This is a genomic window from uncultured Bradyrhizobium sp. (assembly GCF_936928535.1).
In the GTDB taxonomy this organism is placed as follows: Bacteria; Pseudomonadota; Alphaproteobacteria; order Rhizobiales; family Xanthobacteraceae; genus Bradyrhizobium.
Genome location: NZ_CAKZHY010000144.1, coordinates 18,958 through 44,531, shown reverse-complemented (window position 1 = coordinate 44,531; position 25,574 = coordinate 18,958). Strand labels below are relative to the sequence as shown.

Sequence of the window (25,574 nt, the reverse complement as noted above, 5' to 3'; positions counted from 1 at the left end):
AAGCTCGCCGAGGCTGCCTGATATGATTCGAACTAAGGAAACGCCCGACTAGTCCGCGCTGGGCAACCGCCGCATGGTGAATTCGATGTCGCCGCCGGGCAATTCGCGCCAGGTCTCGACTTCGCTCATGTAGCCAGCCTTCGGATAGCGCGTGAAAAAGGCCTGCGCCCTTGCCCGTGCCGCGGCGCGCGGCAGGGTGAAGCTCTCGCGCAGATAGCCGTCACCGGCCGGGCCGCCCGATCCAGCGGCGGGTTTGCGCCGCCGCGCCATCCGCTCGGCGAGGTCCCGCGGGCGATCCGCCATATCCTGCCTCCTCAACGCAACACTGCAAAGGAATGTAGGATCCGGCTCCGGCGAATGGGAGTCCCGCCGGACGCATCAGCTCGCCGCCGGCGCCGCGGTCAATTGGCGGCCGTACCCGCCTTGGGCTTCTTCGGCGTGCTGGTCGCGGCCGAGGTCTTCTTCGGTGCCGGCTGCTTCGGCGGGTCGGCGCGCATTCCGCCCCAGGGATCGTTGGCCGCCTTGGCATCCGGAATCTTCTTCAACGTTTCCTTGTAGGCCTTGTCGCGCGCGGCATCCGCAGCCTTCTCGTCGTCTGTCTTGGAGGGGCCATCGGCCATCAGGTTGATATGGGGCGACTCCTGTGCGAAGGCCGGTCCAGCCACCAGCGCCAGCACCGCCGCCATACGGAAAAGCTTCATCACTCACTCCTTGATCATGGATGGAGGGGGCGGATACCACACCCTGCCGTCCTGGCAGCGCCAAGCGCCGCTTCAACCCGCTAGAGCCGATCCGATCTGCACGATTTCGGCCCATGGAGCCAGTCGTCCCAAATCGGACCGCACTTGGTGCAGCCGTTCAGCGCCAGACCGAGCGCGGTCAGGCAGAATATCAGGACACATCGACGCAACATCGTCCACCCGCTCCCAAGCATGGCATCATATCGGGCGAAGTCAGGCATTTTCAAGCCGAGCGCCGCAGTGACTTTACCGCACCCAAGCGGGCAGAGTGGGCGAAACATCCGGCAACACAGGAGGGAACGACCGCAATGCCATCACAGCCAGAAGCCGAGTTCGGCATCACTGAAGCCAGGCGCATCCTCGGCGAGGTCTTTGCGCCCTGGGTCCAGGATCTCAACCTCTCCGTCGAGCGCATCGAATTCACGCCGCCAGCCGATGCGCCGGACTGGCAGCCCGGCGCGCTGCTCCGCATGCCGTTCTCGGAGAGGCTGTGCCGCAACGGCGGCGTCGTCTGCGGCCAGGCCTTGATGGCGCTGGCCGACACCGCGATGGTGATCGCGAATCTCGCCGCTAACAGGGGCTATCGTCCGATGACGACGGTGGACCAGACCACGCATTTCATGCGCGCGGTCGTCTCGTCGGACGTGCTGGCAGATGCGCGCGTAGTGCGGCTCGGACGCACCATGAGCTTCGGCCGCGTCACCCTGCTCTCCGCCACCGACAACAAGCAGGTCGCGATGGTGTCGAGCGCGTTCGCGATGCTGCCGGGCTGAGCATCATCCGAAACGAAGAGAGCCGCGTGAGCGCCAAGCGCAGCGCGGCTCTCGATGACAATAATGTGGAAGCGAGAGACCGAGGCGTGATCGCAATCACGCCTCGGTCGATTCGCTTCGAGAACTACTTGCCGAGGATTTCGTCGGCCGCGGTAACGACGCTGACGGTCGGATTCTTTCCGCAATAGGCACCGAACTTCTTGGCGTTCTCGATGAACACCTCGGTGTCGATGATCGCGTTGTCCTCGTCGCCCTTGTACCAGCCGTCCATCCAGGTCAGCACGACCGCGATGTTGTCCTCGCCGCTCTCGAGGAACTGCTTGCAGGTCATGGTCGACAGATCCCACTTGACGGCGTGGGCGGGCATCGACGTCAGCGAGAGCGCTGCGGCGAACAAAAGCGAAAGCGTGGTCTTCATCGGAATCTCCATTGGCGCCTAACGCCTTAAAAGAAAGGCTTGCGGGGTAAACGCGGCGGAGTAACTCGCCGCCTCAACGTCGTAAACGAAATCTTAAGCGCTGTGCAAGTAGCGCCAGTATTGAGTTTAGATCAACGCAATTTCTATGCGCTATTTCACAATAATCGCTATGGACTGACGCGAATGATCGAGAAGCGTGCAACGCAACGTCATCGGGTTTTCAAGGGTGGCACGGTCACCTTTGAAGGCAACGGGGTGGCTTGCACAGTGCGCAATATCTCGGACAGCGGCGCCGCGATCGACCTTGAAAACCCTGGTTTATTGCCGCATTCGTTCACGCTGTCGATTTCATGCGACAATCTCGTGCGCGATTGCCGCGCGGTGTGGCGAAACGACAGGCGCGTCGGCCTCGCCTTCGTGCAATAGCACGCGCGATGTGAATGACCGTTCGCACAACACGCACGCAAGCATCACGTTGACCGGGCACGGCGCCGTCGACGCCGGCGCAAAGCCACGATCACCAGCGCGACGATCGTCAGCACGGTCGCCGACAGCCCCGCAAAAAATCGTCCGCCGGGGCGATCGATCGTGCGCGACCACAATGACGGCGCCTCACCCGGACGCGCCAGGCGAAACGCCACGAGGCTGTCGCCGATCGAGGTGCCGGCTTCGGAATGGCCGCCCGCGCCGATTGCGACATATTGCTCGCCCTTCCAGACATAGGTCATGGGATTGGCAACGCCGGGCACCGGCAGCCGTCCCTGCCACAGCTCGCGTCCGTCGCGGGCATCGAAAGCACGCAGATAGGCGTCCATCGCGCCGGTGAAAACAACACCGCCTGCGGTCACCGCGAGCCCGTTGACCAGCGGCGCGCCGAACGGCAACGGCATGCCGAGCGGCGCCAAATCCTCGGTTGTGCCGACGGTCGAACGCCAGACAATCTTGCCAGCCTTCAGGTCGACCGCGACCATCTCTCCCCATGGCGGCTTGTTGCAGAGCAGCCCGAACGGCGACATCACCACCGCGCGCGACATCGCAAACGGTGCGCCTTTCTGCTGCCCGAAATCTTGACCGGGCGGCGGATTGAATCCGGCGGCTTCCGCGCGCGGGATCAGCTTGACGAGATGAACGGCACGGCTCGTGTTGGCGTAGAGGATCTGGTTGACCGGATCGAACGCGGCGCTGCCCCAGTTCACACCGCCGCCAGTGAACGGAAACACCAGCGTGCCCTGCGTCGATGGCGGCGTGAACAGCCCTTCATTGCGCGCTTCCGCGAACTGCCGTTCACACGACGAGCGGCGCAAGCCCGGCAACAGCGAGAACGCATCGTCGGTCGAGATCTTTTGCGACGTCAGCGCCGGTACATGCGTTGGAAACGGCTGCGTCGGCGACAGTGCTTCACCCTCGGCGCCGCCTTGCGGAACGCTGCGCTCCTCGACCGGCCACACCGGCTTTCCGGTCTCGCGATCGAGCACGAAGACAAAACCATGCTTGGTCGGCTGGATCACGACGTCGCGGTGGCCCTCGCCCGTGTCGATACGCGCAAGCGTCGGCTGTGCCGGCAGATCGTAATCCCAGACGTCGTGATGCACGGTCTGGAACGCCCAGACGAGCTCGCCGGTCTCGATGCGCAATGCAACGACGGAATTCGCGTGCTCGTTATTGCCCGGGCGCTTGCCGCCCCAAAAGTCCGGCGACGGCGAGGTCGTCGGCAGGAACACCAGGCCGCGCGGCTCGTCGACCGACATCGGCGCCCAGACATTGGCGTGTCCTGCTTCGATACCGTCGTGCTTGAGCGGCTCGAAAGTCCAGCGCGGCTCGCCACTGCGCGCGTCGAACGCGCGCACCACGCCGCTCGGTGCGTCGACGCGACGGCTGTCGCCGATCGAGGAACCAACAACAACGACACCGCGGCCCACCGCCGGTGGCGAAGTGATCTGGAATTCGCCCGGCCATTCCAGCGGCATGCCGATATCGAGCTTGATCTCACCGCCCTTGCCGAAGCCGGCGCATGGAAGGCCCGTCTTCGCGTCAAGAGCGATCAGACGGACATCGTTGGTCCCCATGAAGATGCGCGAGCGGCAGGCGGCTCCCTCCGGCGCAGAATCGTCGACCCAATGGGTGACACCGCGACAGACATAGCGATTGGCCGGACGCTGGTTGATGGCGATCTTCGGATCATAGCGCCACTTTTGCACACCTGTGCCGGGATCAATGGCGATCACCTCGTTGAAGGGCGAGCAGAAGATCAGGCTGTCCTCGACGAACAGGGGCGTCGCCTCGAACTTGGTTCGCCGCATCACGTCTGGCGGACGCACAGCAATATCGCCGGTGTGGAATTCGAAAGCGCGGACGAGTTGGCCGACATTGTCGGAGGTGATCTGACGCAACGGCGAAAAGCGCGAACCGCCGGGATCGCCACCCCAGCTCTCCCAGGCAAGGCATGGCCGCACCGCAAGCAACAGAACGAGGCCGAGCCAATATCGAAGCCGCCCCGCCACCACCCGCCTCACTATTTCGACTTCTTGGCAGGCTCGTTCGAACGTGCCCCGCTCCAAGGGTCATATTTGTCCTTGGGCTCCGGAATGCGCTCGAGCGCGGCCTTGTAGGCCTTTTCGTCAACCTTGGGCGTGTTGTCCGCCTTCTGGCCGTTTTCATTGCCGTGACGCCGGCCGCCTCCCATCTGCGCCTGCGCCGAAACCGCAGTCAGCCCCAGCACCATGGTCGCAATGATCAAGATCCTCATTGGCGCGATCCCCCTGATCCGGGGTACAAACTAGCCTGCGGTCCGGTCATAGCAAAGACGGCGAGCACCAGCCCTTCAGCAAATGTTGATCGGGCAGGACTTCGTCCCCACGAATTCGCGCCTATCTGTTGGCCCGCGGGGGACCCTTCACGAATGTTGCGGATTGTTGCTCATGTGGCGCTGCTTGCCTGCGCACTTGCGCTCGGTGCGTGCGGCTTTGCCGACAGCCGCGCGCCGGTGCCCGAGTTCATGCGCATCAAGGAGGCCGAACAGCCGCCGCCCGAACCGCCGCCGGATGTCAAACGCGTGGTCCGCGAGCAGATCGATGTGGTGTTCCTCAACACATCCTATCCGCGCGAGATACAGGTCGGCCTGCCTCATCACGAGGTCCGCGGATCCGGCTGGACCGCCTGCGTCCGCGCACAACTCACCTCCGCCACTGGTTCGGCACTGGGCACCCAGACCTACATCGTGACGATATCAGGCGGAAAGATCATCGACCGGCGGCGCGCGGAAGCAGATGACATCTGCGGCTCGGAAGCCTACCAGCCGATCTAGCAACGGACCGTACCGCATCCGGGAAAAACCTGTAATCCGGCCGGAACGATCGATGCCTCTCATTCTTGTTACCGCCGAGGGCAGTTTCGGAGGAGGACAGGATGAGGACGTTCACGATTGCACTGCTGGCCGGTGTCGGCGCTCTGGCCGCGGGGAGCGCCGCGAAGGCTGCGGATTTCTACACGACCAGCGAATACACCAGCCCGGACCTCATTCAGGAAGTCCGGCTGGTCTGCGATGACGCCGGCAATTGCTACCGGACCCACGGCGGCGCGCGCGTGATCGTGCGTGATTCCTACGCCCGCATGCCGCGTGAACGCTATTACGAGCGCCGCACCTATCGCGATTGGGATGACGGCCCGCACGCCGGCGTCGGCATTCGCGCGCCCGGTGTCAGCGTGGGCGTCGGAGTCGGCGACGACCGCTGGTAAGCAGCACAATAGGCGAACAGGACCGGGCGAGACGTCGTCCGGTCCTGTTCGCTCGACTTGACGGCAGATCGGATCAGGCAGCGACCATCTGCTGCTGGAACTGTTCATAGGCCGCGATCGCATCCGCGGCATACATCAGCGATGGCCCGCCACCCATATAGACGGCCATGCCAAGCGCTTCCTCGACCTCTTCGCGTGTTGCAGCCAGCTTGACCAGCGCTTCGGCATGAAAGCCGATGCAGCCGTCGCAATGCGCGGCAACGCCGAGCGCGAGCGCAATCAGTTCCTTGGTCTTCTTGTCCAGCGCTCCGTCGCGCGTGGCCGCCTGGGCGAGCACGGCAAACCCCTTCATCGTATCGGGAATGTCGTTGCGCAGTTTCTTCAGGTTGGCCGAGATGTTCCTGGTGATATCGATGTAGTTCTTGTCCATCGGACCCTCGCTAACTGGGCTTCATCGGGGTGGAGGCCACCTCGCGCGGCGTGCGCAAGGCGATGTAGATCGCGGGAATCACGAGCACCGTGAGCAATGTCGAGGATGCGAGGCCGAACAGGAGCGAGATCGCCAGCCCCTGGAAGATCGGATCAAGCAGAATGGTCGCGGCGCCGATCATGGCGGCAAGCGCGGTCAGCAGGATCGGCTTGAAGCGAACGGCGCCGGCCTCAAGCACGACATCGCGCAACGACTTGCCCTCGGCGCCGCTGTGGCGGATGAAATCGACGAGCAGGATCGAGTTACGAACGATGATGCCGGCCAGCGCGATGAAGCCGATCATCGAGGTTGCCGTGAACGGGGCACCAAGCAACCAATGCCCGACGAGAATGCCGATCAGCGTCAACGGAATCGGCGTCAGGATCACGAGCGGCAGTCGGAAGCTTCCGAACTGGGCGACGACCAGCACGTAGATGCCGAGGATGGCAGCGCCGAACGCAGCCCCCATGTCGCGGAAGGTCACCCAAGTGATCTCCCATTCGCCGTCCCACAATAGCGTGGGATGCGATTCATCCGCCGGCTGGCCATGCAGGCTGATCACCGGCTTCGGCAGCTTGCCCCAATCATGGGCATCGACCCGGTCCGCGACCGCCAGCATGCCGTAGAGCGGCGCCTCGAAGCGGCCGGCGAGCTCCGCCATCACCATGTCGGCGAAACGCCCATCGCGGCGGAAAATCGTTGGTGACCCCTCCTCCATGGTCGCCTTCACGACCTGACCGAGCTCAACCACGGTCTTGCTGCCGGGTAGCGTATTGGCCGGCACGGGGGTGGAGGCGAGCGCCTCGTCCCAGACCAGATCGCGCTTGCCGAGATGCACTGCAATCTCGATCGGATTACGATCTTCACCGCGATGCGAGTAGCCGATCGAGGTGCCGCCGAATAAGGTCTGGATGGTGTCATAGACGTCGCGCTGCTCGACGCCGAAGAATTCAAGGCGGTCCTGATCGATCGACAATCGCAGCCGTGGCCGCTTCTCGCCGATGGAGTCGTCGACGTCGACGATGAAGGGCACTTCGGCGAAGATGGTCTTGAGCTCGGCCGTGACGGCCCGGCGCGTCGCCGCATCGGGTCCGTAAACCTCGGCCAGCAGCGTCGAAAGCACCGGCGGCCCGGGCGGCACCTCGACCACCTTGATGCTGGTTCCCTTCGGCGGATCGAGCGCCTTCAGCTTCTCGCGCAGCTGCAGCGCGATCTCGTGGCTGGCGCGCTTGCGCTCGCCGCGTGACGCCAGATTGACCTGGACCTCGCCGAGTTCAGGTCTTTCCCGCAAATAATAGTGCCGTACAAGGCCGTTGAAATTGAACGGCGCTGGTGTGCCGGCGTAGGATTGCAGCGAGGTGACCTCGGGCAATTGGCGCGCGGTCTCGGCGACGCCGAACAGCGTGCGCTCGGTCGCCTCCAGACTCGCCCCTTCCGGTAGATCGACGACAACAGCGATCTCGGACTTGTTGTCGAACGGCAGCAGCTTGACCGTCACCGACTTGGTCGCAAACAACGTCATCGACAACAGCGTCGCGACGCCGACGCCAACCAGGAAAATCCAGGCCGAGCGCTTGCTGCCGACGATCGGAGTGGCAAAGCGCCGGTAGAGTCGCCCCAGCCGGCCCTCGTCATGCGCGGCATGCGCAGGCGACATCTCGCCCTTCGGCGCCAGCTTCAACATCAACCATGGTGCGACCACCATGGCGACGAAGAACGAGAACAGCATTGCAGCCGAGGCGTTGGCCGGAATCGGTGCCATGTAGGGGCCCATCAGGCCCGATACGAACAGCATCGGCAACAGCGCCGCAACCACGGTCAGCGTCGCAACGATAGTGGGATTGCCGACCTCCGCGACCGCCTCGATGGTGGCTTGCAGCCGCGACCGACCATCGCGCATGCCCCAATGCCGCGCAATGTTCTCCACGACGACGATGGCATCATCGACCAGGATGCCGATCGAGAAGATCAACGCGAACAGGCTGACGCGGTTGATGGTATAGCCCATGAGATTGGCAGCAAACATCGTCAGCAGGATCGTCGTGGGGATGACGACGAAGGTCACCAGCGCCTCGCGCCAGCCGATCGCGATCGCGATCAGCACGACGATTGAGACCGTCGCAAGCCCGAGATGGAACAGCAGCTCGTTGGCCTTCTCGTTGGCGGTTTCGCCATAGTCGCGCGTCACCGTCACCTGGACATCGTCGGGAATCAGACGTGATTTCAGGCCATTCAGATGCCTGGCAATATCCTCCGACACCACCACGGCGTTCGCGCCGGCCCGCTTCGCAAGCGCGACGCTGACGGCGGGCGTGCGCGCCCACTCTCCTTTCGCGTCACGCGCATCGCTCCAGACCCGGTGCTCGACGGTGCCGGGGCCAACGATCACGGCGGCGACGTCCTTGACGTAGACCGGCCGGCCGTCGCGGGTCGTGATGAGCAGCAGTCCGATGTCTGGAATGCCCGACAGCGTCTGGCCCGCTACGACGTTACGTACGGTGCCGGCATCGCGGACCTGCCCGGCCAGGAAGGAACGATTGGCATCCTTCACCTTGGCGACAAGCTGCTGCAGCGTGATTCCGAACAGCGACAGTTTCTCCGGATCAGGCTCGACCCGAACCTGCTGCGGGGCGCCTCCGGAAATGTAGGTCAGTCCGACATTGTCGACCTTCATCAGCTCCGCGCGCAGCTTTTCCGCCAGCTCGTGAAGGTCCCTGTCGGTCCAGCGCGTAGCGGCCTCCGGCTTCGGCGATAGCGTCAGCACCGTCACCGCGACGTCGTTGATTCCTCGGCCGACGATCAGCGGCTCGGGAATACCAATGGGGATCCGATCGAGATTGGCGCGGATCTTCTCGTGCACGCGCAGGATCGCGTCCTCGAACTTGGTGCCGACCAGAAACCGCGCCGTAACCATCACGCGGTCGTCCTCGGTCTGGCTATAGACGTGCTCGACCCCGTCGATACCCTTGACGATCGACTCCAGCGGCTTGGTGACGAGCTCGACCGCATCCGGTCCGCGCAGCCCGTCTGCATTGACCCGGATGTCGACCATGGGAACGCTGATCTGCGGCTCCTCCTCGCGCGGAATCATGACGACCGCGATCAGGCCAACGACGAGCGCCGCAAGCAGAAAAAGGGGCGTGAGCGGCGATGCGATCGTCGCCTTGGTGAGCCGCCCCGACAGCCCGAGATTCACGGCCGCACCAACTGGTCGCCGGCTGAAACGCCGGACAGGATCTCGAGTCCGTCCGCGAGAGCCGGCGTCGGCAATTCGCGGCCACGCTGCACCGGCACGTCGATGGTTCGGCTGTTTTTCTGGAGCCGAACATAATCGATACCGAACCGGGTGGTCACGTAGCTTGCGGGAACGACGAGAGCCGATCTCGCGCCGCCCGAAATCCACACCCGCAGCCTGTCACCGACGAAATATTCTCCGAGACCTTCGACGGTGGCGTCCGCAATCACGCGCCCCTCCTCGATCTGGGGATAGACGAGGTCGATGACGCCCGACTTGGCAGCTTCACCGACGAATTCCGCTCCATCGATGCGAATCTTGTCGCCCGCCTTAAGGAAACGTGCGTGCCTTTCCGGCACGCGAAGCCGCAGCTTGAAATCCTGTTGGGCGACCGTGACGATGGGATCGCCTGCGAGCACGACTGACCCTACGGTGATCAGCCGCTTCAGCACTCGTCCGTCCGCGGGTGCGAGCACCTGACCCTGGTTGAGCTGCTCGTTGATCACCGCACGCTCGGCGGTCTTTGCGCGCAGGCCGTTGTCGGCAACGTTCAACGCGGTGCGCTGCTCGTCGAGCTTGACCCGGGGCAGAATGCCGCGCTCAACCAGTCCCTCGGTCCGGGTGAAGTCGAGCTGCGCCTGGTTTGCCTGCGCCTGAAGGGCTTCGATCTGCGCATCGAGAGACTTCATCTGGAGGACCAGTTTCTCGTCGCCGATGGTCGCGATCGCCTGACCGGCAGCAACGCGATCGCCTTCCCTGACCTTGAGCTGAACCACCGTGCCGCCGATTCGTCCGCGCGCCGGCACCACGCTGATGCTTTCAACAGTGGCGAACACGGCCTTTTCATCGGCGATGGATTGCCGCGCGACGACGAAGGTTTCCGTTTCAGCCGCTGTGACTGGTCCTGCAGACAAGCCGACCGCACACACGCCGACCGCCGCGAAGGCGGCCAACAAGCTCAGGTTTCTCGCTAGACATCGCATGGGATAGTTCCGTGTCATCATCAAAGCATCGCCACGCTGGAGCAACTATTCATCCGCGTCGGGCCCCGACGCGTTGATCTCGCTCAAGGCGCTCCTATCAAATCGTTCCTAGGCTCTACTTGGTCCTTGCCGATTTCGGCGCACAGAACGCTGCGTAGAGGGTCTTGAGTACCTGGCGCGCCGGCTCACTTGCGATCGAATAGAAGATCGTCTGCGCCTCACGTCTGGCAGACACCAGGCCATCCTTGCGAAGGAGTGCAAGATGCTGGGAGACGGTAGAATCTCGCAGGTTCAGGAATTCGGCGAGCTCGCCGACCGACCGCTCGCCGTCGATCAACTGGCAGATGATCAGCAGGCGATGCCGGTTGGCGAGCGCCTTCAACAATTCGCTCGCCTGATCGGCGGCACGTTCCATCATTTCGGCATCAACTTTCATACTTGCGTATATACGAAACTACGAATATATCGTCAAGAGCTGCATGACGGCCGGAACTGAACCGGCGGGGCAGCCTGATCCAACGGAGGTAGCCATGGCGGAAATTGTCGTAATCGGAGCCGGCCTGAGCGGAACGCTCATGGCCTATGAACTGCTACCGCAGCTGAGACAGGACGATCGTCTCAGCGTCATCGCACAAGGTGCAGTCTATCACTTCGTCCCATCCAATCCGTGGGTCGCGGTCGGCTGGCGCAAGCGCGAGGAGATCGAGATCGATCTTGCCGATGTCATGAAACGCAAGGGCGTGCGGCTTCTGACGCAGGGCGCAAAGCGCGTCCACCCCACTGAAAACCGCGTCGAGCTCGGCGACGGCACGTCGATCAACTACGACTATCTGGTGGTCGCGACCGGGCCTGAGCTTGCGTTCGACGAGATTCCGGGTCTCGGGCCTCAGGGCCATACCCAGTCGATCTGCCACGTCGACCATGCCGCCCGCGCCCGCGAAGCCTTTGAGAAGCTTGCCGCGAACCCTGGGCCCGTAGTGATCGGCGCGGTTCAGGGTGCGTCCTGCTTCGGGCCGGCCTACGAATTTCTCTTCATTCTGGAAACCGAACTGCGCAGACGGAAACTGCGCGACAGGGTGCCGATGACTTTCGTCACCTCGGAACCCTATATCGGTCACCTTGGTCTCGACGGCGTTGGCGACACCAAGGGCCTTCTCGAGAGTGAATTGCGTGAGAAGCATATCAAGTGGATCACGAATGCCCGCGTCGATCGCATCGACGAGGGCGTCATGTCGGTGGAGGAGTTTGCCGACGACGGCACCTCCCGCAAGGCACACGAACTGCCTTTTGCCTATTCGATGATGCTGCCAGCCTTTCGTGGCGTTGAAGCGGTGCGCGGCATTGAAAAGCTGACCAACCCTCGCGGCTTCGTCGTCGTCGACAAGCATCAGCGCAATCCGACCTTCGCCAACATCTTCGCTGTCGGTGTCTGCGTGGCGATCGCACCGGTCGGTGCGACCCCGGTACCGGTCGGCGTACCCAAGACCGGCTTCATGATCGAATCCATGGTGACGGCCACGGCGATGAACATCGGTGCCCTGCTGCGTGGCAAGGAGCCGACCTCGGTACCGACCTGGAACGCAATCTGCCTCGCCGACTTCGGCGATTCCGGCGTTGCCTTCCTGGCCCAGCCTCAGATTCCCCCGCGCAATGTCAACTGGTCGTCCAAAGGCGAATGGGTGCATTACGCCAAGGTCGCCTTCGAGAAATACTTCCTCCGCAAGATGCGGCGTGGCGAGAGCGAACCGTTCTACGAGCGCTTCGTCCTCGACAAGCTCAACATCTCAAAGATCAAGGAGGTCCGAACGGGCACATGAGCGCGACACGCCAGATCGTCTGTGGCAGTTGCGGACGCATCAACCGCCTGCCTGCCGAGCGCGCGCCTGACGGTGCGCGTTGCGGCGCCTGCCATCAGCCGATGTTCACCGGTCATCCGATCGAGGTGAACGAAGAAGCCTTCGGCCGCCATGTCGCCAACAACGACATTCCCGTGCTCGTCGATGTATGGGCGCCCTGGTGCGGCCCGTGCCGCGCCATGGCACCCATGTTCGAACGCGCCGCACAGCAGCTGGAGCCGAAAGTCAGGCTATTAAAGCTCAATTCAGACAACGCGCCTGCGCTGTCGTCACGCCTCAACATCAGCGGCATCCCGACCCTGCTGCTGATGCGCGGAGGCCGCGAGATCGCCCGACAGGCCGGAGCGATGGATGCGCGAAGCATCGTCGCCTGGACCGAATCCAGTCTGACCCGTTCGTAACGAGACCTTACTTGAAAAGGAGCATGCCATGAATGTCGATCGAGCCGTTCTCGCCTTCGCAGGATTTGTCGTCCTGCTCGGACTTGCCCTCGGCACCTACGTCAATGCGTATTGGTACCTGCTGACGGCCTTTGCAGGCCTGAACATGCTGCAGGCCTCGTTCACCGGGTTCTGCCCCGCAGCGATCGTGTTCAAGAAGCTGGGGTTGAACAGCGGCTGCGCGTTCTCCTGAACGCGCGGATACCGATTGTGATACGGGGGAATTTGCCATGACCGACGACACCTTCATCGAGGGGCCTCTCTACGAGAAGCGCAAGAAGGTGTATCCGCAGTCGGTGCGCGGCCCGTTCCGCCGCATCAAATGGGCGATCCTCTGCGTCACGCTCGGAACCTACTACTTGCTGCCGTTCGTGCGCTGGAATCGCGGACCCGGGCTGCCCGACCAGGCCGTGCTGATCGACCTGCCGCATCGCCGCTTCTATTTCTTCTTCATCGAGCTGTGGCCGCAGGAGGTCTATTATTTCACTGGCCTGCTCATCATCGCGGCCATGACGCTGTTCCTGATGAATGCCGTCGCCGGCCGGCTGTGGTGCGGCTACATGTGTCCGCAGACGGTGTGGACCGACCTGTTCTACGCCGTCGAGCGCTGGGTCGAGGGTGACCGGCGCGAACGCATGCAGGGCGACAAGCGCTACTGGACGTTCGAGCACATCCGGAAGGTCGCGCTGAAGCACTTTCTCTGGATCATGATCGCCTGGTGGACCGGCGGCGCCTGGGTGCTGTATTTCGACGATGCGCCGACGCTGGTGAAGGATCTCGCCACCTTCCAGGCTCCCGTCGTCGCCTATCTCTGGATCGGCATCCTGACCGCAACGACCTACCTCTTCGCCGGCCACGCCCGCGAGCAGGTCTGCATCTACATGTGCCCCTGGCCGCGCATCCAGGCGGCGCTGACCGACGAGTGGGCGCTCAACGTCACCTATCGTCGCGACCGCGGCGAACCGCGCATGTCGGTGAAAAAGGCCGAAGTCGCCCGTGCCCATGGCGATCTCGCCGGCGACTGCGTCGATTGCCACCAATGCATCAATGTCTGTCCGACCGGCGTCGATATCCGCCACGGCATCCAGCTCGGCTGCATCCAGTGCGGCCTGTGCATCGACGCCTGCGACAATGTCATGCGCGAAATCGGCCGGCCTGCAGGCCTGATCGGCTACGACACCGACATCAACATGCAGCGCCGCCGTGACGGCAAGGCGCCGGTCTACCGCTTGATCCGCGCGCGCACGCTGATTTATGCCGCGGCCATCGGCATTGTCGGGAGCATCATGCTCTATGCGCTCGCCACGCGCGCAACGATGGACGTCAATGTGCTGCACGAGCGCAATCCGCTGTTCGTTCAGCTCTCGGACGGCGGCGTCCGCAACGACTATACCGTGCGCATCCTCAACAAGGGCGCAGCGCGATCATTCGCGCTCGACGTCTCCGGCCTGCCGGGCGCGACCGTTCGCGTCGCCGGCATCGAGCGCCAGCCCAACGGCAGGCTGATCGTCGAGGTGGGGCAGGACCAGACCCGCGAGATCAGGATGTCGGTGCAGGTCGATCCGGCGCAATTGCCGCAGTCGGCCGTGAACGTCGAGATCGCAACGACCGATGTCGCGAGCGGACAGACGGCGACCGCTCGCGACCATTTCGTGCCGGCCGACCGATGATGGACTCAGCGAAAGGGCGATGCATCAGATAGCAGCTCATAGGGTCTGGAGATCTGTCGCAGCCGGCCTGTGTGGCAACGCCGCGCACAGCAGTGTCATGTTCCTGAAGCGTTGGATGGGCTGGCTTCCGACTTTCCATCCCTACCGGGATCTCCAGCACGGCCTCAGCGATCTGCTGGGCGGCGGCGCGGTCCATCCGACCGTTCCTTGGGCGATGTCTTTCGTTAACGGCACTTTCGTGCTGGGCATCCTGTTCCGGTCCACCTACCATCTGCTGCCGGGTCGTAACGCGATCGTGAAAGGATTGGTCTTCGGGATCGCGGGTTGGATCGCGATGGGATTGCTCTACTTTCCGATACTCGGAAGAGGACCGTTCGCCTCCAACCTGCAACTGGGCATGCTGCCCGCCGCGTTCTCCCTCGCGATGGTGCTCGCCTACAGCCTGTTCATGGGCATCGCCTTTTCCGTGCTGCACTCCGAGCCGGGCCATCTGTGGTCAACGAGCAGTTAACAATACCGCTCGAAATGAAGCGACATCCCAACTGTATTTTCCAATCTTTGCGCTAAGCATGACGGCGTAACGCCAACTGATGTCGGCGTGAATGGGGACGACGGGACGTGGTCGACATCGCGCACCAGGCTGCGATCAATCCGGCATCGGCCAAGGATGCAACGCCCGCGCTCGTCCCGCTCACGTCGATCGAGCCCGGCCAATGGCGCGCGCTGGCGCAGCGCGCGATCGAGCCGAACGGCTATTATTTGCCCGCCTGGGAGCTCGCCGCCAGCGCAACTGCGCGCGGCCGTATCGGTGCGTCGGCTTTGTCGGTGCGCGCTGGCTCCTCGACGCGACTGATCGGGCTGATGCCGGCGATCTCGCTCTGGCAAGCCTGGAAGATCCCCCTGCCCGCACTGGTGAGCGCGCATCCTTATGGCACGCTGTGCAACCCGCTGATCGACCGCGACGTGTCGGCCGAGGCCGCGATGCGCCTGTTGCAGCGGGCGCGCGAGGCTGGTGCGCATGCGCTGGTCCTGCGCGACGTTGCACTTGATGGCGCCGCAATGGGCTCGATCAGAGAATCGCTCGGCCGCTCCGGCCTGAAGCCGCGCGTGCTCGGCTCCTATGTCCGCGCCAGCCTCGATGCGACACAGGATGGCGACGGGCTGCTGCGCGAGGCGCTCGGTGCCAAGAAGCTCAAGGAGCTGCGCCGGCAGCGTCGTCGCCTGGCCGATCATGGCGCGATCACTTTCGGGATTGCGCGCAAGCCGGACGAGGTCAAGCCCGCGCTCGAAACTTTCCTGCAGCTCGAGGCCAGCGGCTGGAAGGGCAAGCGCGGCACCGCGCTGCTTCAGGACGCGGGCGATGCGACCTTCATCCGCCGCGCCGTCCCTGCTCTTGCCGAGACCGCGCAATGCGAGATCGTCAGCTTGCGCGCCGGGACAACGCCGGTGGCGGCCGGCATCGTGCTGCGTCACCAGGATCGCGCCTTCTTTTTCAAGCTCGGCATCGACGAGCGCTTCGCAAAATATTCACCAGGCGTGCAGCTCACGCTCGATCTAACCCGCCATCTCTGCGCCGATCCCACCATCGCGAGTGCGGATTCCACCGCGAGTGCCGACCATCCCATGATCGACCCGATCTGGCGGGGCCGCCTTGCGATCGGTGACGTGCTGGTCCCGCTACGACGACATGATCCGATGGTAGGGGTCATTCACGCGGCACTCGTCGCGCGTGGCTACGCACGCGAGACCGCGCGCCGCATCGTCCATCTGCTGCGCAGGCAAAGCGACGCTACTCCGCCGCCTGCGCGTTGATCTCCTGCGACACCTGGCGAATGGCGCGGGCGAGCAGGTTCGGATCCTGCGCGCCGGAAACGGCATATTTCTGGGCGAAGACATAGGTCGGCACGCCGGAGATGCCCTTGTCGGCAGCCTCCTGCGCATCCGCCGATACGCGCGCGACGTCCTCATCGGTGGTGAGGCGCTTGCGCACGTCGTCGGCATCGAGCCCGACATCGGCGGCCGCCTGGACCAGGACGTTCACATCGGTGAGATCGCCACCGTCGCGGAAATACAGCTCCATCAGGCGCTGCTTCATCTCGGGCGCCTTGCCGATCGCCTCGGCCCACAGGATCAGGCGATGGCAGTCGGTCGTGTTGGGTTGGCGCGCGACCAGCTCGGGCTTGTAGACGAGCCCCTCTTCGCTTGCCGCCGCGACGACGCGGCCGGCAATGCCCTTATAGGCCTCGACCGAGCCGAATTTGGTGGTGAGGTAATCCTCGCGGCTGATGCCCTCGCGCGGCACCCAGGGATTGAGGAAGAACGGACGGAAGTTCAGCTTGACCGGAACGTCGGGCACAAGCGCGAGCGCGCTCTCGATCCGGTGCTTGCCGATATAGCACCAGGGGCACACCACGTCGGAGACGACGTCGATCTGGAGCGGTTTGAGGGTGCTCATGAGCGCCTCCTTCTGAGGGTGCGGATTTGCTCCAAGATAAGCCGAACCCGCTCCGAGGCAAGGGTAACAGATGAGGACGCTAGGCCAGAGCCGCGGCCATCTGTCTGAGCCGCTCAGCCGTGCGCTCGTCCGCCGGAAAGAACGTTTCCAGCGCCAGCTCCGACAGGGTGATATCGACGGGCGTGCCGAACACCATGGTGGTGGAGAAGAAACTTAGTATCTCCCCGTCCTGGCGCAGCTTGAAGGGGATGGCGACATTGTCGCCTGACAGTGGCCCCGAGCGCGCCGGAATGGGATAGGTCTTGAGGTCGTGATAGAGCTTGATCAGTTCAGGATCGGCCGTCGCCTCGCATTGCCGGTGCAAACGCTCGAGCAGATGTGCGCACCATTCCGCGAGATTGACCGTGCGTGGCGCCAGTCCCTCGGGATGAAAGGCGAGCCGGAGCACGTTGAGGGGCTGGCCAAGCAGCCGCTCGGGAACGCCAGCGAGCAGCGGCGCCACCATGCGGTTGGCGGAGACCAGGTTCCAGTGCCGGTCATAGGCCAGCGCCGGATTGGGCTCGTGCGCCCTAAGGACGAGGTCAATCGCCTGACGGGCTGACTTCAAGGCGGGATCCTCCAGCGGGCGCTGCGGAAAGGCCGGCGCAAAGCCAGCGGCAACCAGCAACACATTGCGTTCACGCAAAGGCACATCGAGGCGCTCGGCGAGCCGCAGCACCATGTCGCGCGAGGGTGCGGCGCGGCCAGTCTCGACGAAGCTCAAATGCCGCGCCGAAATCTCCGCCTCGCCGGCGAGATCGAGCTGGCTCATGCGGCGGCGCTGCCGCCATTCGCGCAAATGATCGCCGATATGGATCGGCTGGCTGGGTTCGGCGCGTGCCGTGGCTGCATGTGCGTTCATGGTCCAGAATCTATCATGCGTCTTTCACCCCTTCCATTACCCGCAAGGTAATGGAAACTGGCATGCAGGGTCCTGAAACTGCTCCTGCGTGGTGCATAGCCCAGCCGACAGACTTGCTCTGAGGACGGCCGGGTCGGTCAAAACGCATTCCGCTCACCAAAATGAGCGAAGGTGACGACGCGACCGGAGACACACACCGCAATCGCACTGTCGATCAAAAGCAGGGGCGCCCGAGCCGGTCACTCACTGTTCCGCGCCCGGCGCAGCGCCGCCGTCAGCTTGGCTTTTTGCCCAGCCCATCGCTCATCTTCCGCCGCTGCGCGCACATTCACTGCAGCCCGCTCGGCTTCGATCGCATCAAGCCTGGCTCCATGCTCCCGTTCGGCCTTTTCGAATGCCGCCTGCGCCTTTGCGATCGCCCGCTCCTGGCGCTCCCTCACCTTGGTTTGGGCGGCCTCTTCGCGCCGGCTTTGCGCCTCGCGCCGCCGCTGCTCTCTCTCATAGTTCGCAGCCGCTTGTCGCGCGGCCTTGCTGCTGACCTGGGACGGCTGTCGCCTGTTCGGCTTGGATTGCCGCATCTGGGGACGCTCTTGCGCGCGATCCGCCGCCGCTTGCGAGGGTATGTTCGCGCGCTCGGAAAATCGTCCGCTCGATCCAACTGCCCGTCTGAGAACCACGCCGGGCTTTGCCATGGTCGCAGTGACGACCTCGGGATCATCGGTTTCCGTGGCTAATCCCTGGTGAAACAGGTTGCTTCCGGCGCCCCATGCCTCGAGCGCGGCCTTCATTGATGGCGCCGCGATCGCTAGATCGTAGAAGCCGAGCGAGGTCTGATATGTCTTGAGCTTGCGCGCCATCCCTTCTGGATAGCGCCGATCTTCGCCGTCGGCCATCCCGTCTCGTTGCGAAGACGTCCTGTTCCAATCAACTCAAAGCCCCGCTCGCGCGGGGCTTTTTCCGTCAAATGGTCCTCGGCGCGCCGTGAGTCGTCATGCGGCTGCCCGCTCGATCGATCGCAGGCGCATCAGCTTGCCGCCCGGTGGGTTGCGGGGCCCGTCATCCAGGGCGCAAAGCGCGTCCAGAATCTCGTCGATGGTCACAGGCGCCTTCAGTCCTTCGGGCGACCGCAGCGAGGGACAGGATGCGATCGCGGAAGCGTCGGATGCCCACGACGCCAGGATCGCGCGCTTCTCGGCCACGCTGAGATCTGGGTCGGATAGGACGTCGCGCGGGTGTTCAAAAACGGTGCCGGGGTGAAGAATGGCGTTGAGATCGACGACCTTGTCGTCGGGAGCGGTCGTCAGCCGCATGGGAGCCTCCAAGATCGGGACGAGTTGAGGATGGCCGCGCGGACGCCCGCGCGGCTTTGGTCTTCACGAAATGCCCGATGCGTTCAAGCGGCCTTGAAGTTCAGGCAGCTTTGGCTTCGATCTGGGTCAAATTGCTCGGCGAGGTGCCGTTGATGGCGATGCGGCGCGGCTTCATCGCTTCGGGGATCTCTCGCTGCAGGTCGACAAAAAGCAGACCGTTCTCGAAGCGGGCGCCCTTGACCTCGACATGGTCGGCCAGGGTGAACTGGCGCTTGAAATTGCGGGTCGAGATGCCACGGTGCAGGAAGGTCTTGCCTTCCTTGTCCGCCTTGCGGCCTTCGAGCGTCAGGACGTTCTGTTCGCTGGTCAACGAAACCTCTTCCGACGTGAAGCCGGCGAGCGCCACCGTGATCTGGAAGCGGTTTTCGTCGAGACGTTCGATATTGTAGGGAGGATAGCTCTCTTCGGCGGTCCGCTGGACCTCGTCGAGAGCGTCAAAAAGGCGGTCGAATCCGATGGTCGACCTCCAGAGGGGAGTCCAATCATACCTCATATCCAAGTCCTCCAAAGAGCAAGATGGGTACGAGCAGGCTCCGGACACCGCCGGCGCCCGTCTCAATTCGCGGGACCCTGAAGGCATCCCGGCCGCCACGATGGCGACGAGCAAAAAATTTAGGAGCGGGAGAAAAGTTTCAAGGCCCGGCCTCAAATTTTTTTTTCCGGCAACCCGATTGGTTAAAAGTGGGTGCCAGCCGCCCACTGTGACGGGCCCTCCGCCTCGCGCTCGCCATTACCCGCGAGGTAATCGATTTGGGCCCGCGACCGGCGCATCTTCCTGAGCACAGGAGATGACCATGATCGCGCTGCTGCTCTACCGCACCCTTGCAGACCACCTTCTTCCCTGGGCGATGGCGTTCGCGACCCGGATGCTTGCGCGCAGCCTCAACATGCCGGAACCGCTGGTGCATTCGACCGGCGACTATGTCGTCGCACACGTCACGGCCTTCGAGCACAGCGTCGGCAAGAGCCTCTGCCCTTCCCGCCTTGCCCGCCTGCTCCGCGCCTGGTGGCGCTGAAGGCATCGAGTTTCCCAAGCCCCCAACCAAGGAGACCCCTGATGATCGACGCATCCACCTTCCTGCGCCGCGCCCTGCTCGCCGACGCTGTCTTCAGCGGCATCGCCGCGCTCGGCTTCACTTTTGGTACCGGTGCATTCGCCACCCTGTTCAATCTGCCCGAGGCGCTGCTGCGTGAAACCGGCCTGTTCCTGATCGCCTACACCGCGCTGGTCGGCTGGCTTGCTTCGCGCACGATGGTGCCGAAGCCGCTGGTGCTGCTGGTTGTGGTCGGCAACGCCGCCTGGACGGTCGGCAGCATCGCACTGTTGTTCTCGGGCGCGGTGTCGCCGAACCTCGCCGGCGAGCTCATGGTGGTGGCGCAGGCGATCGCGACCGGCGTATTCGCCGAGCTGCAGTATCTGGGCCTCCGCAAGAGCGGGAGCGCGCTGGCGGCGTGATGCTCTCGTCATTGCGGCGGGGAAGCAGTTCAGAATCTCCCCGCAGAGAGTCTCTGGATTGCTTCGCTGCGCTCGCAATGACGAATATGTTGCAACGCTGCTCGCTTCGAGCTGATAGCCCGGGCGCTGACACGCGCTCCGGGCAGCTCACACGAGGCGTCCGCGCCGCGGCGGAAGGAGCAGCGGCAGTCTTGATGAGCAATCAGGGACTGTCGTGGAAGCCGGCGGCTGTCGCGCCGGGACTACGCCTTCGCCCGGCCGACCTTGCCGGCAAAATGCTTGCCGTTCAGCTTCTTCTTTTTCGCGGCGGTGGTTTTCGCGCCGGCCTTCTGCGCCTTGCGCTCCGCGCGGGCTTTCACCTTGGCGCGTTCGGCGCGGGCCTCCGCGCGCTGCTTCTTGCGCTTGGCTTCGCAGGAGGGGCACTTGCAGCCGATCGGCTTCAGATAGGCTTTGAAATAGTCCGTTCCGTAGTCGTAGTTGATCTCGTCGCCCGGCTCGATGTTCTTGATGGCGCGGATGAACACCTTACGCTCGCGTGGACGGACATCAGATTCCGCGTTCGGCCGGCAGGAATGGTTGATGTAGCGGGCGAGGTTCTTGCGCACCGAGCCGTCGATGGTCCAGCGGCCGTTGAGCTCGAACAGATATTTGTTCTCGATCTCGTCCTGCCCGGGAATTCGGCAGTCCAGGATCGGACCGAAATAACGGATGATCCTTGTGCCCTTCTTGATCGGCATGGTGGCGAAGAGGCCAAGTCCGGTCTTGGAACGGCCGACGCGATAGGCTTTGCGGGGAGCGATGGCTGGCATGATCAAGTGTAAAGAGGACGCGGACCGGGCTGCTTGAGCCCGAACGAAGCCGCTCTTCTAGAACGATTCCGCGCCGCTGTCAGGCCCATCCCCGTCACGCCTGGTGCTTGCCCACAGTGAAGAATGTGCAGGGCCGCGAGTTCCGCGGCATCCCGCATGTCACTCGGCTCTGTCCTTGATACGCCGATACCGCGCCAGCAGACGCTCACCCCTGGCCGCGATGCGCCGCGCGGCAGCCACGGTCTTCGGCACCGGCTCGCCCCAGGCATGAGCGGACAGCGCGTGCCGCCTTGGCCGCCCCCTGGCATCGACCAGAGCTGGCAGCTTCGCGCGACCGTAGAAGCGCACCGCCCAGCTGCCCTTGCGCCGCATCTCCTGCGGCGTCATCTCGGAGTCCCGCTTGGTCACGCCGGGCCGCAAATGCGCACCCTGCTTGCGTGCAAAGGCTTTGCGGCCTGCCGCGGTCAGGCCACCGCGCGGATCTTTTTCCGGCGGCCCTTTGCAGTTTTCCGCGCGGTGGTTTTGCGCGCAGCGGTCTTGCGCGTCTTCTTCGCTGTCTTCCGAGTGGACTTTGAGGCTTTCCCCTTGGTGCTTTTCTTCGCTGCCATGCGCATGTTGTCCACGAGGTTGGGATAGCGGCGGCCGGCGCGGCGGGCGCGCGCCTTGGCGGCCGATTTTTGCGCGGAGGTGAGATGTTTGGATGTCTTGCCCGCCTGTTTGCGCGGATTTGAACGCTTCCAGGGCGCGCGCGGTGATCTTGCCATGGGGCCTCAACGCCCGAGCATGGCAAGGGTTCACAACGAACAGCGGACGCTTCTTTCGATCAGGTGTTGGTCGGCAACCGTCCCGCCACCGTCGACTTCAGGATCGCTTCCAGAAGCTGCTCCGCCGTCGTGCCCGCAGGCAGCCGCTCCAGGATGTCCTCGAGCCGTCCGTCCAGCAGCAGCATGGTGAAGCCATGCACCATCGACCAGGCACGCGCGATCGCGGCCCCCTGCTCGATGGTCAGCGCATTGCCGCTGATCGGCTCCTGCCGCATCACGCTGATGGCATTGGCAAGCCCGGCAAAGGAGGATTCCGCGGCCTCGTGCAACGACGGCCTGGAATAGTCGAGCCGCTCGGTGCGGAACATCAGGCCATACATGCCGGGATGCGCCTGGGCATAGGCGACATAGGCCTTGGGCCGCGCCAGTGCCCGCTCGAGCGGCGAGGTGGCCGCATCGCAGGACGCGGCCATCGCCGCATTGAACTGGCGGAAGCCGATCGCCGCGAGCTCGCTTACGAGACCGGTGAGGTCGCCGAAATGATGGGTCGGCGCCGCATGCGAGACGCCGGCCTCGCGCGCCACGGCGCGCAGCGTCAGGCCGGGGAGCCCGTCGCGCTCCAGCACCCGTTCGGCCGCCTGGAGCAGCGCCTCGCGCAGGGCGCCGTGATGATAGGGCGTCTCGGTCTTTGCGCTCGCCGCGCGGCGGGCGGGACGGGACGCCGGTGAGGTCTTTTTGGGGCCGCGCGGTCTATGCGCCGTTTCGCCCTTGGTGTTGCTCTTGGTGATACTCTTGGCCATTTGCAAGCTATATGACGCAATATTGACAGTGTAAAGATTTCACTTGACGGAAGTCGCATCTGGCCCTAAGGCATCTTTACGATGTAAAGATGGGGAGGGATACGCCGTGCAGCAGGACGCCTTGGCCGAGCGCCGCAACAATATCGCACCGATCCCGTTCGAGGCGGACGCGCCTTTCCTCAAGATCGTCGGCGAATTGCCGCGCGAGCTGAACGGCACGCTCTATCGCAATGGTCCCAATCCGCAGTTCGACTCTCCCGGCGCACACTGGTTCGTCGGCGACGGCATGCTGCACGCCTTTCATCTCGAGGAAGGACGCGCCTCTTACCGCAATCGATGGGTACGCACTCCGAAATGGCTTGCCGAGCACGATGCCGGCCGCGCGCTGTTCGGCGGCTTCGGACGCAAGCTGCCGGATGCGCCCACTGATCTCACCGACGGCGGCGTCGCCAACACCAACATCATCTTCCATGCCGGCAAGCTCCTCGCGCTTGAAGAAGGGCATCTGCCGACCGAGATCGAGCCCGGCACGCTGGTAACGCGCGGCTACAACAATTATCAGGGCCGCGTCGCCGGCCCATTCACCGCGCATCCGAAGATCGATCCCGTGACGGGCGAGCTCGTGTTCTTCGGCTACAACGCGGCGGGCCCGCTGACGCCTGCCCTCTCCTACGGATCGATCGATGCCGGCGGCAAGGTGACGCGCTTCGAGCGCTTCGAGACGCCCTATGCCAGCATGGTGCACGACTTCATCGTCACCGAGAATCACGTGCTGTTTCCCATCCTGCCTCTCACCGGCAGCATGGAGCGCGCGATGAACGGCAAGCCGCCTTATGCGTGGGAGCCTGAGAAAGGTGCTTATGTCGGCGTGATGAAGCGCAGCGGCACGGCAAAGGACATCGTCTGGTTCCGCGCCGAGGCCTGTTACGTCTTCCATGTCATGAATGCGTGGGAGGACGGCGACCGCATCGTCGCCGACGTCATGCAGTTCGAGCAGGCCCCGCTGTTTCCGCATCCCGACGGACGGCCGACGGATCCGGAGAAATCGCGCGCCCGCCACTGCCGCTGGACCTTCGACCTCTCCGGCAATACCGACCGCTTCCAGCAGACTTATCTGGACGATCTCACCGGCGAATTCCCGCGCATTGATGATCGCCGCGCCGGCCTGAAGAGCCGCCACGGCTGGTACGCCTGCGCCAATCCGCGGCTGCCGATGTTCGGCGCTTTGTCCGGCATCGTTCATGTCGACGGCACGGGACAGCGGCTCGGCCAGTATCTGCTTCCGGCGGGCGACACCATCTCCGAGCCTGTGTTCGTCGAGCGATCGAAGGATGCGGCGGAAGGCGACGGCTGGCTGCTGGCGGTGGTCTGGCGCGCGCGGGAGAACCGCAGCGACCTCGCCGTGTTCAACGCCACCGACATCGAAGCCGGCCCCGCCGCGCTGGTGCAGCTCGGCCATCGCGTCCCCGACGGCTTCCACGGCAATTGGGTGGGAGCGGCGTAGTTCTTGGTCATTCCGGAGCGCGCCAGATGACGCGAGCCCGGAATGACAGCGCATGGAGGGCCACGCATGCACGTCCCCGCGATCACCGCGAACTACCTCGCCATCCTTGCGCTGATCTACGCCGCACTCGCATTGCAGGTCATCCGGCTGCGACGGAGCAGCAAGGCGCCTTTCAACGACGGCGGCAGCGAAAGCCTGCGCAGCGCGATCCGGGCCCATGGCAATTTCATGGAATACGTCCCCATCATCACGCTGATGGTCGCGGTGCTCGAAATGTCCGGCGCATCGCCCTTGCGCGTTCACCTGTTGATGGGCACGCTTCTGCTCTCGCGACTGCTGCATCCGCTCGGCATGTACGCAACGCCGGGCTCGCTCAAATTCACGATTTGCCGGGCCGGCAGCATCTTCCTGACCATCGGCCTTCTGATCGCCTGCGCGCTGACCATCCTGTCGCGCCTGCCCTGGGCCGCCATGGCCGACGAAGCATCGGATCAAGCCATTGCAACAATTGAATTTTTACAGATCATTCACGTCATTTTGACACTGTAAAGATTTTGCTTGACCAGGTGCCGGCGCTGAACTATCAATCTTGACATCGTAAAGATTGGTGCGCCATGACGATCTTCCTGATCCTTGCCCCCTACGGCGTCTACACCGCCCTGATGTTCATGACCTCGGCGACGACAGCCGTGTTCGCGGGCTCCGCGATCTGTCTCGCCACGATCGCGATCGACCTCGTGCGCGGCCGCTCGGTGAAGATCCTGGCCGCTGGCTCGGCGATCCTGTTCGCAGGCATCGGCCTCTTCCTCGTGCTGCACCCCGCGCTCAGTGTGCTCGGCGTCAAGCTCTCGGTCGATATCGGAATCTTCGTCATCTCGCTCGGCTCGATGCTGGCGCGCCGGCCCTTCACGCTGCAATACGCGATCGAATCCGTTCCGGCCGAGACCGCGGCAATGCCCGGCTTCCTCACCGCCAACTACATCATCACCGCTGCATGGACCGTCGCCGCCCTGCTGATGATGGCTGCCAACATCGTGCTGCTCTACTTCCCCGGCCTGCCGGTCTGGTCGGGCCTCGCGGTCGCCTTCGCCGCCCGCAACAGCGCGATCTACTTCACCAAATGGTATCCCGAATATCGCCAGATCAAGTATGGTGCGCCCGCCGGCGGGCTGCCGGAAGCGCCGTGAGACAGGACC

General features: G+C 63.8%; 32 protein-coding genes. 15 read left to right on the top strand and 17 right to left on the bottom strand.

Going from position 1 to position 25,574, the window contains the following annotated elements; all coding sequences use genetic code 11:
* Positions 1-48 precede the first annotated feature (48 nt).
* A complete protein-coding gene (locus Q0687_RS28425) occupies positions 49-303 on the bottom strand; it encodes a hypothetical protein (protein WP_298884548.1) in 255 nt (84 codons plus the stop codon).
* A gap of 98 nt (positions 304-401) precedes the next feature.
* Complete coding sequence (locus Q0687_RS28420) at positions 402-701, bottom strand: hypothetical protein (protein WP_298884545.1); 300 nt, start codon at positions 699-701, stop codon at positions 402-404.
* Between the two features lie 347 nt (positions 702-1,048).
* Here Q0687_RS28420 and Q0687_RS28415 point away from each other — a divergent pair, with 347 nt between their 5' ends.
* On the top strand, positions 1,049-1,513 hold the full coding sequence (locus Q0687_RS28415; protein WP_298884542.1) for a PaaI family thioesterase: 465 nt from the start codon (positions 1,049-1,051) through the stop codon (positions 1,511-1,513).
* Between the two features lie 124 nt (positions 1,514-1,637).
* Here Q0687_RS28415 and Q0687_RS28410 read toward each other — a convergent pair whose 3' ends face one another.
* On the bottom strand, positions 1,638-1,931 hold the full coding sequence (locus Q0687_RS28410) for an HdeA family protein (RefSeq protein WP_220012795.1): 294 nt from the start codon (positions 1,929-1,931) through the stop codon (positions 1,638-1,640).
* A gap of 183 nt (positions 1,932-2,114) precedes the next feature.
* On the opposite strand from Q0687_RS28410, the gene Q0687_RS28405 reads away from it, so the two are divergent.
* A complete protein-coding gene (locus Q0687_RS28405; protein ID WP_298884531.1) occupies positions 2,115-2,357 on the top strand; it encodes a PilZ domain-containing protein in 243 nt (80 codons plus the stop codon).
* 44 nt (positions 2,358-2,401) lie between these two features.
* Here the strand turns inward: Q0687_RS28405 and Q0687_RS28400 are convergent, their stop codons facing one another.
* Together Q0687_RS28400 and Q0687_RS28395 are read right to left on the bottom strand one after the other, a co-directional pair.
* Positions 2,402-4,432 (bottom strand): pyrroloquinoline quinone-dependent dehydrogenase, encoded by a 2,031-nt coding sequence (locus Q0687_RS28400; protein ID WP_298884529.1) that lies wholly within the window; start codon positions 4,430-4,432, stop codon positions 2,402-2,404.
* A gap of 11 nt (positions 4,433-4,443) precedes the next feature.
* Positions 4,444-4,677 carry a hypothetical protein gene (locus Q0687_RS28395; RefSeq protein WP_298884528.1) on the bottom strand — a complete coding sequence of 78 codons (234 nt, stop codon included), beginning with the start codon at positions 4,675-4,677 and terminating at the stop codon, positions 4,444-4,446.
* Positions 4,678-4,830: 153 nt separating this feature from the next.
* On the opposite strand from Q0687_RS28395, the gene Q0687_RS28390 reads away from it, so the two are divergent.
* Both Q0687_RS28390 and Q0687_RS28385 read left to right on the top strand, forming a co-directional pair.
* Positions 4,831-5,235, top strand: a complete 405-nt coding sequence (locus Q0687_RS28390; RefSeq protein WP_298884525.1) for a hypothetical protein — start codon at positions 4,831-4,833, stop codon at positions 5,233-5,235.
* Positions 5,236-5,336: 101 nt separating this feature from the next.
* Positions 5,337-5,666 (top strand): hypothetical protein, encoded by a 330-nt coding sequence (locus Q0687_RS28385; protein ID WP_298884522.1) that lies wholly within the window; start codon positions 5,337-5,339, stop codon positions 5,664-5,666.
* Between the two features lie 73 nt (positions 5,667-5,739).
* Here the strand turns inward: Q0687_RS28385 and Q0687_RS28380 are convergent, their stop codons facing one another.
* From Q0687_RS28380 to Q0687_RS28365, 4 genes are all read right to left on the bottom strand, one after another.
* Positions 5,740-6,096, bottom strand: a complete 357-nt coding sequence (locus tag Q0687_RS28380; protein WP_298884520.1) for a carboxymuconolactone decarboxylase family protein — start codon at positions 6,094-6,096, stop codon at positions 5,740-5,742.
* A 10-nt stretch (positions 6,097-6,106) separates the two neighbouring features.
* Positions 6,107-9,331, bottom strand: a complete 3,225-nt coding sequence (locus Q0687_RS28375; protein WP_298884517.1) for an efflux RND transporter permease subunit — start codon at positions 9,329-9,331, stop codon at positions 6,107-6,109.
* Positions 9,328-10,353 carry an efflux RND transporter periplasmic adaptor subunit gene (locus tag Q0687_RS28370; RefSeq protein WP_298884514.1) on the bottom strand — a complete coding sequence of 342 codons (1,026 nt, stop codon included), beginning with the start codon at positions 10,351-10,353 and terminating at the stop codon, positions 9,328-9,330. The genes Q0687_RS28375 and Q0687_RS28370 overlap by 4 nt, the downstream gene beginning before the upstream one ends.
* A 115-nt stretch (positions 10,354-10,468) precedes the next feature.
* Positions 10,469-10,768, bottom strand: coding sequence for a metalloregulator ArsR/SmtB family transcription factor (locus Q0687_RS28365; protein ID WP_298884552.1), 300 nt, complete (start codon positions 10,766-10,768; stop codon positions 10,469-10,471).
* Between the two features lie 115 nt (positions 10,769-10,883).
* On the opposite strand from Q0687_RS28365, the gene Q0687_RS28360 reads away from it, so the two are divergent.
* The 6 genes from Q0687_RS28360 to Q0687_RS28335 all read left to right on the top strand — a co-directional run bounded on the left by Q0687_RS28360 (position 10,884) and on the right by Q0687_RS28335 (position 16,131).
* Positions 10,884-12,170, top strand: coding sequence for an FAD/NAD(P)-binding oxidoreductase (locus Q0687_RS28360; RefSeq protein ID WP_298884511.1), 1,287 nt, complete (start codon positions 10,884-10,886; stop codon positions 12,168-12,170).
* The gene (gene trxC, locus Q0687_RS28355; protein ID WP_298884508.1) at positions 12,167-12,610 is read left to right on the top strand and encodes a thioredoxin TrxC; all 444 of its coding nucleotides are present in this window, start codon (positions 12,167-12,169) and stop codon (positions 12,608-12,610) included. Before Q0687_RS28360 ends, trxC begins: the two co-directional genes overlap by 4 nt.
* A 28-nt stretch (positions 12,611-12,638) precedes the next feature.
* Positions 12,639-12,842 (top strand): DUF2892 domain-containing protein, encoded by a 204-nt coding sequence (locus tag Q0687_RS28350; RefSeq protein ID WP_194467339.1) that lies wholly within the window; start codon positions 12,639-12,641, stop codon positions 12,840-12,842.
* Between the two features lie 37 nt (positions 12,843-12,879).
* On the top strand, positions 12,880-14,319 hold the full coding sequence (gene ccoG, locus Q0687_RS28345; protein ID WP_298884500.1) for a cytochrome c oxidase accessory protein CcoG: 1,440 nt from the start codon (positions 12,880-12,882) through the stop codon (positions 14,317-14,319).
* Positions 14,261-14,830, top strand: coding sequence for a DUF6789 family protein (locus Q0687_RS28340; protein WP_363324009.1), 570 nt, complete (start codon positions 14,261-14,263; stop codon positions 14,828-14,830). Before ccoG ends, Q0687_RS28340 begins: the two co-directional genes overlap by 59 nt.
* A gap of 107 nt (positions 14,831-14,937) precedes the next feature.
* Positions 14,938-16,131, top strand: a complete 1,194-nt coding sequence (locus tag Q0687_RS28335) for a GNAT family N-acetyltransferase (RefSeq protein ID WP_298884497.1) — start codon at positions 14,938-14,940, stop codon at positions 16,129-16,131.
* Here the strand turns inward: Q0687_RS28335 and Q0687_RS28330 are convergent.
* The 5 genes from Q0687_RS28330 to Q0687_RS28310 form a co-directional block, all read right to left on the bottom strand.
* The gene (locus Q0687_RS28330) at positions 16,109-16,774 is read right to left on the bottom strand and encodes a DsbA family oxidoreductase (RefSeq protein WP_298884495.1); all 666 of its coding nucleotides are present in this window, start codon (positions 16,772-16,774) and stop codon (positions 16,109-16,111) included. The genes Q0687_RS28335 and Q0687_RS28330 overlap by 23 nt on opposite strands.
* Positions 16,775-16,853: 79 nt before the next feature.
* Complete coding sequence (locus Q0687_RS28325; RefSeq protein WP_298884493.1) at positions 16,854-17,675, bottom strand: helix-turn-helix transcriptional regulator; 822 nt, start codon at positions 17,673-17,675, stop codon at positions 16,854-16,856.
* A 239-nt stretch (positions 17,676-17,914) separates the two neighbouring features.
* Positions 17,915-18,463: a cell envelope biogenesis protein TolA gene (locus Q0687_RS28320; protein WP_363324007.1), complete on the bottom strand. Its 549-nt coding sequence runs from the start codon at positions 18,461-18,463 to the stop codon at positions 17,915-17,917.
* 201 nt (positions 18,464-18,664) lie between these two features.
* The gene (locus tag Q0687_RS28315) at positions 18,665-18,985 is read right to left on the bottom strand and encodes a hypothetical protein (RefSeq protein WP_298884490.1); all 321 of its coding nucleotides are present in this window, start codon (positions 18,983-18,985) and stop codon (positions 18,665-18,667) included.
* Positions 18,986-19,085: 100 nt separating this feature from the next.
* On the bottom strand, positions 19,086-19,538 hold the full coding sequence (locus Q0687_RS28310; protein WP_298884487.1) for an Hsp20 family protein: 453 nt from the start codon (positions 19,536-19,538) through the stop codon (positions 19,086-19,088).
* 301 nt (positions 19,539-19,839) lie between these two features.
* Here Q0687_RS28310 and Q0687_RS28305 point away from each other — a divergent pair, with 301 nt between their 5' ends.
* Positions 19,840-20,061, top strand: coding sequence for a hypothetical protein (locus Q0687_RS28305; RefSeq protein WP_298884484.1), 222 nt, complete (start codon positions 19,840-19,842; stop codon positions 20,059-20,061).
* Between the two features lie 41 nt (positions 20,062-20,102).
* The gene (locus tag Q0687_RS28300; protein ID WP_298884481.1) at positions 20,103-20,501 is read left to right on the top strand and encodes a hypothetical protein; all 399 of its coding nucleotides are present in this window, start codon (positions 20,103-20,105) and stop codon (positions 20,499-20,501) included.
* A gap of 242 nt (positions 20,502-20,743) precedes the next feature.
* Here the strand turns inward: Q0687_RS28300 and Q0687_RS28295 are convergent, their stop codons facing one another.
* From Q0687_RS28295 to Q0687_RS28285, 3 genes are all read right to left on the bottom strand, one after another.
* Complete coding sequence (locus tag Q0687_RS28295; RefSeq protein ID WP_298884478.1) at positions 20,744-21,310, bottom strand: SET domain-containing protein; 567 nt, start codon at positions 21,308-21,310, stop codon at positions 20,744-20,746.
* A gap of 159 nt (positions 21,311-21,469) precedes the next feature.
* Positions 21,470-22,084: a DUF6321 domain-containing protein gene (locus Q0687_RS28290; protein WP_298884475.1), complete on the bottom strand. Its 615-nt coding sequence runs from the start codon at positions 22,082-22,084 to the stop codon at positions 21,470-21,472.
* Positions 22,085-22,133: 49 nt separating this feature from the next.
* Complete coding sequence (locus Q0687_RS28285) at positions 22,134-22,874, bottom strand: TetR/AcrR family transcriptional regulator (RefSeq protein ID WP_298884472.1); 741 nt, start codon at positions 22,872-22,874, stop codon at positions 22,134-22,136.
* A 106-nt stretch (positions 22,875-22,980) separates the two neighbouring features.
* Between Q0687_RS28285 and Q0687_RS28280 the strand changes: the two genes are divergently transcribed.
* The 3 genes from Q0687_RS28280 (at position 22,981) to Q0687_RS28270 (ending at position 25,565) form a co-directional block, all read left to right on the top strand.
* Positions 22,981-24,378 (top strand): carotenoid oxygenase family protein, encoded by a 1,398-nt coding sequence (locus Q0687_RS28280; protein WP_298884469.1) that lies wholly within the window; start codon positions 22,981-22,983, stop codon positions 24,376-24,378.
* A 66-nt stretch (positions 24,379-24,444) separates the two neighbouring features.
* Complete coding sequence (locus Q0687_RS28275) at positions 24,445-24,927, top strand: MAPEG family protein (protein WP_298884466.1); 483 nt, start codon at positions 24,445-24,447, stop codon at positions 24,925-24,927.
* 65 nt (positions 24,928-24,992) lie between these two features.
* Positions 24,993-25,565, top strand: coding sequence for a hypothetical protein (locus tag Q0687_RS28270; RefSeq protein ID WP_298884464.1), 573 nt, complete (start codon positions 24,993-24,995; stop codon positions 25,563-25,565).
* The last annotated feature ends 9 nt before the right edge of the window (positions 25,566-25,574 follow it).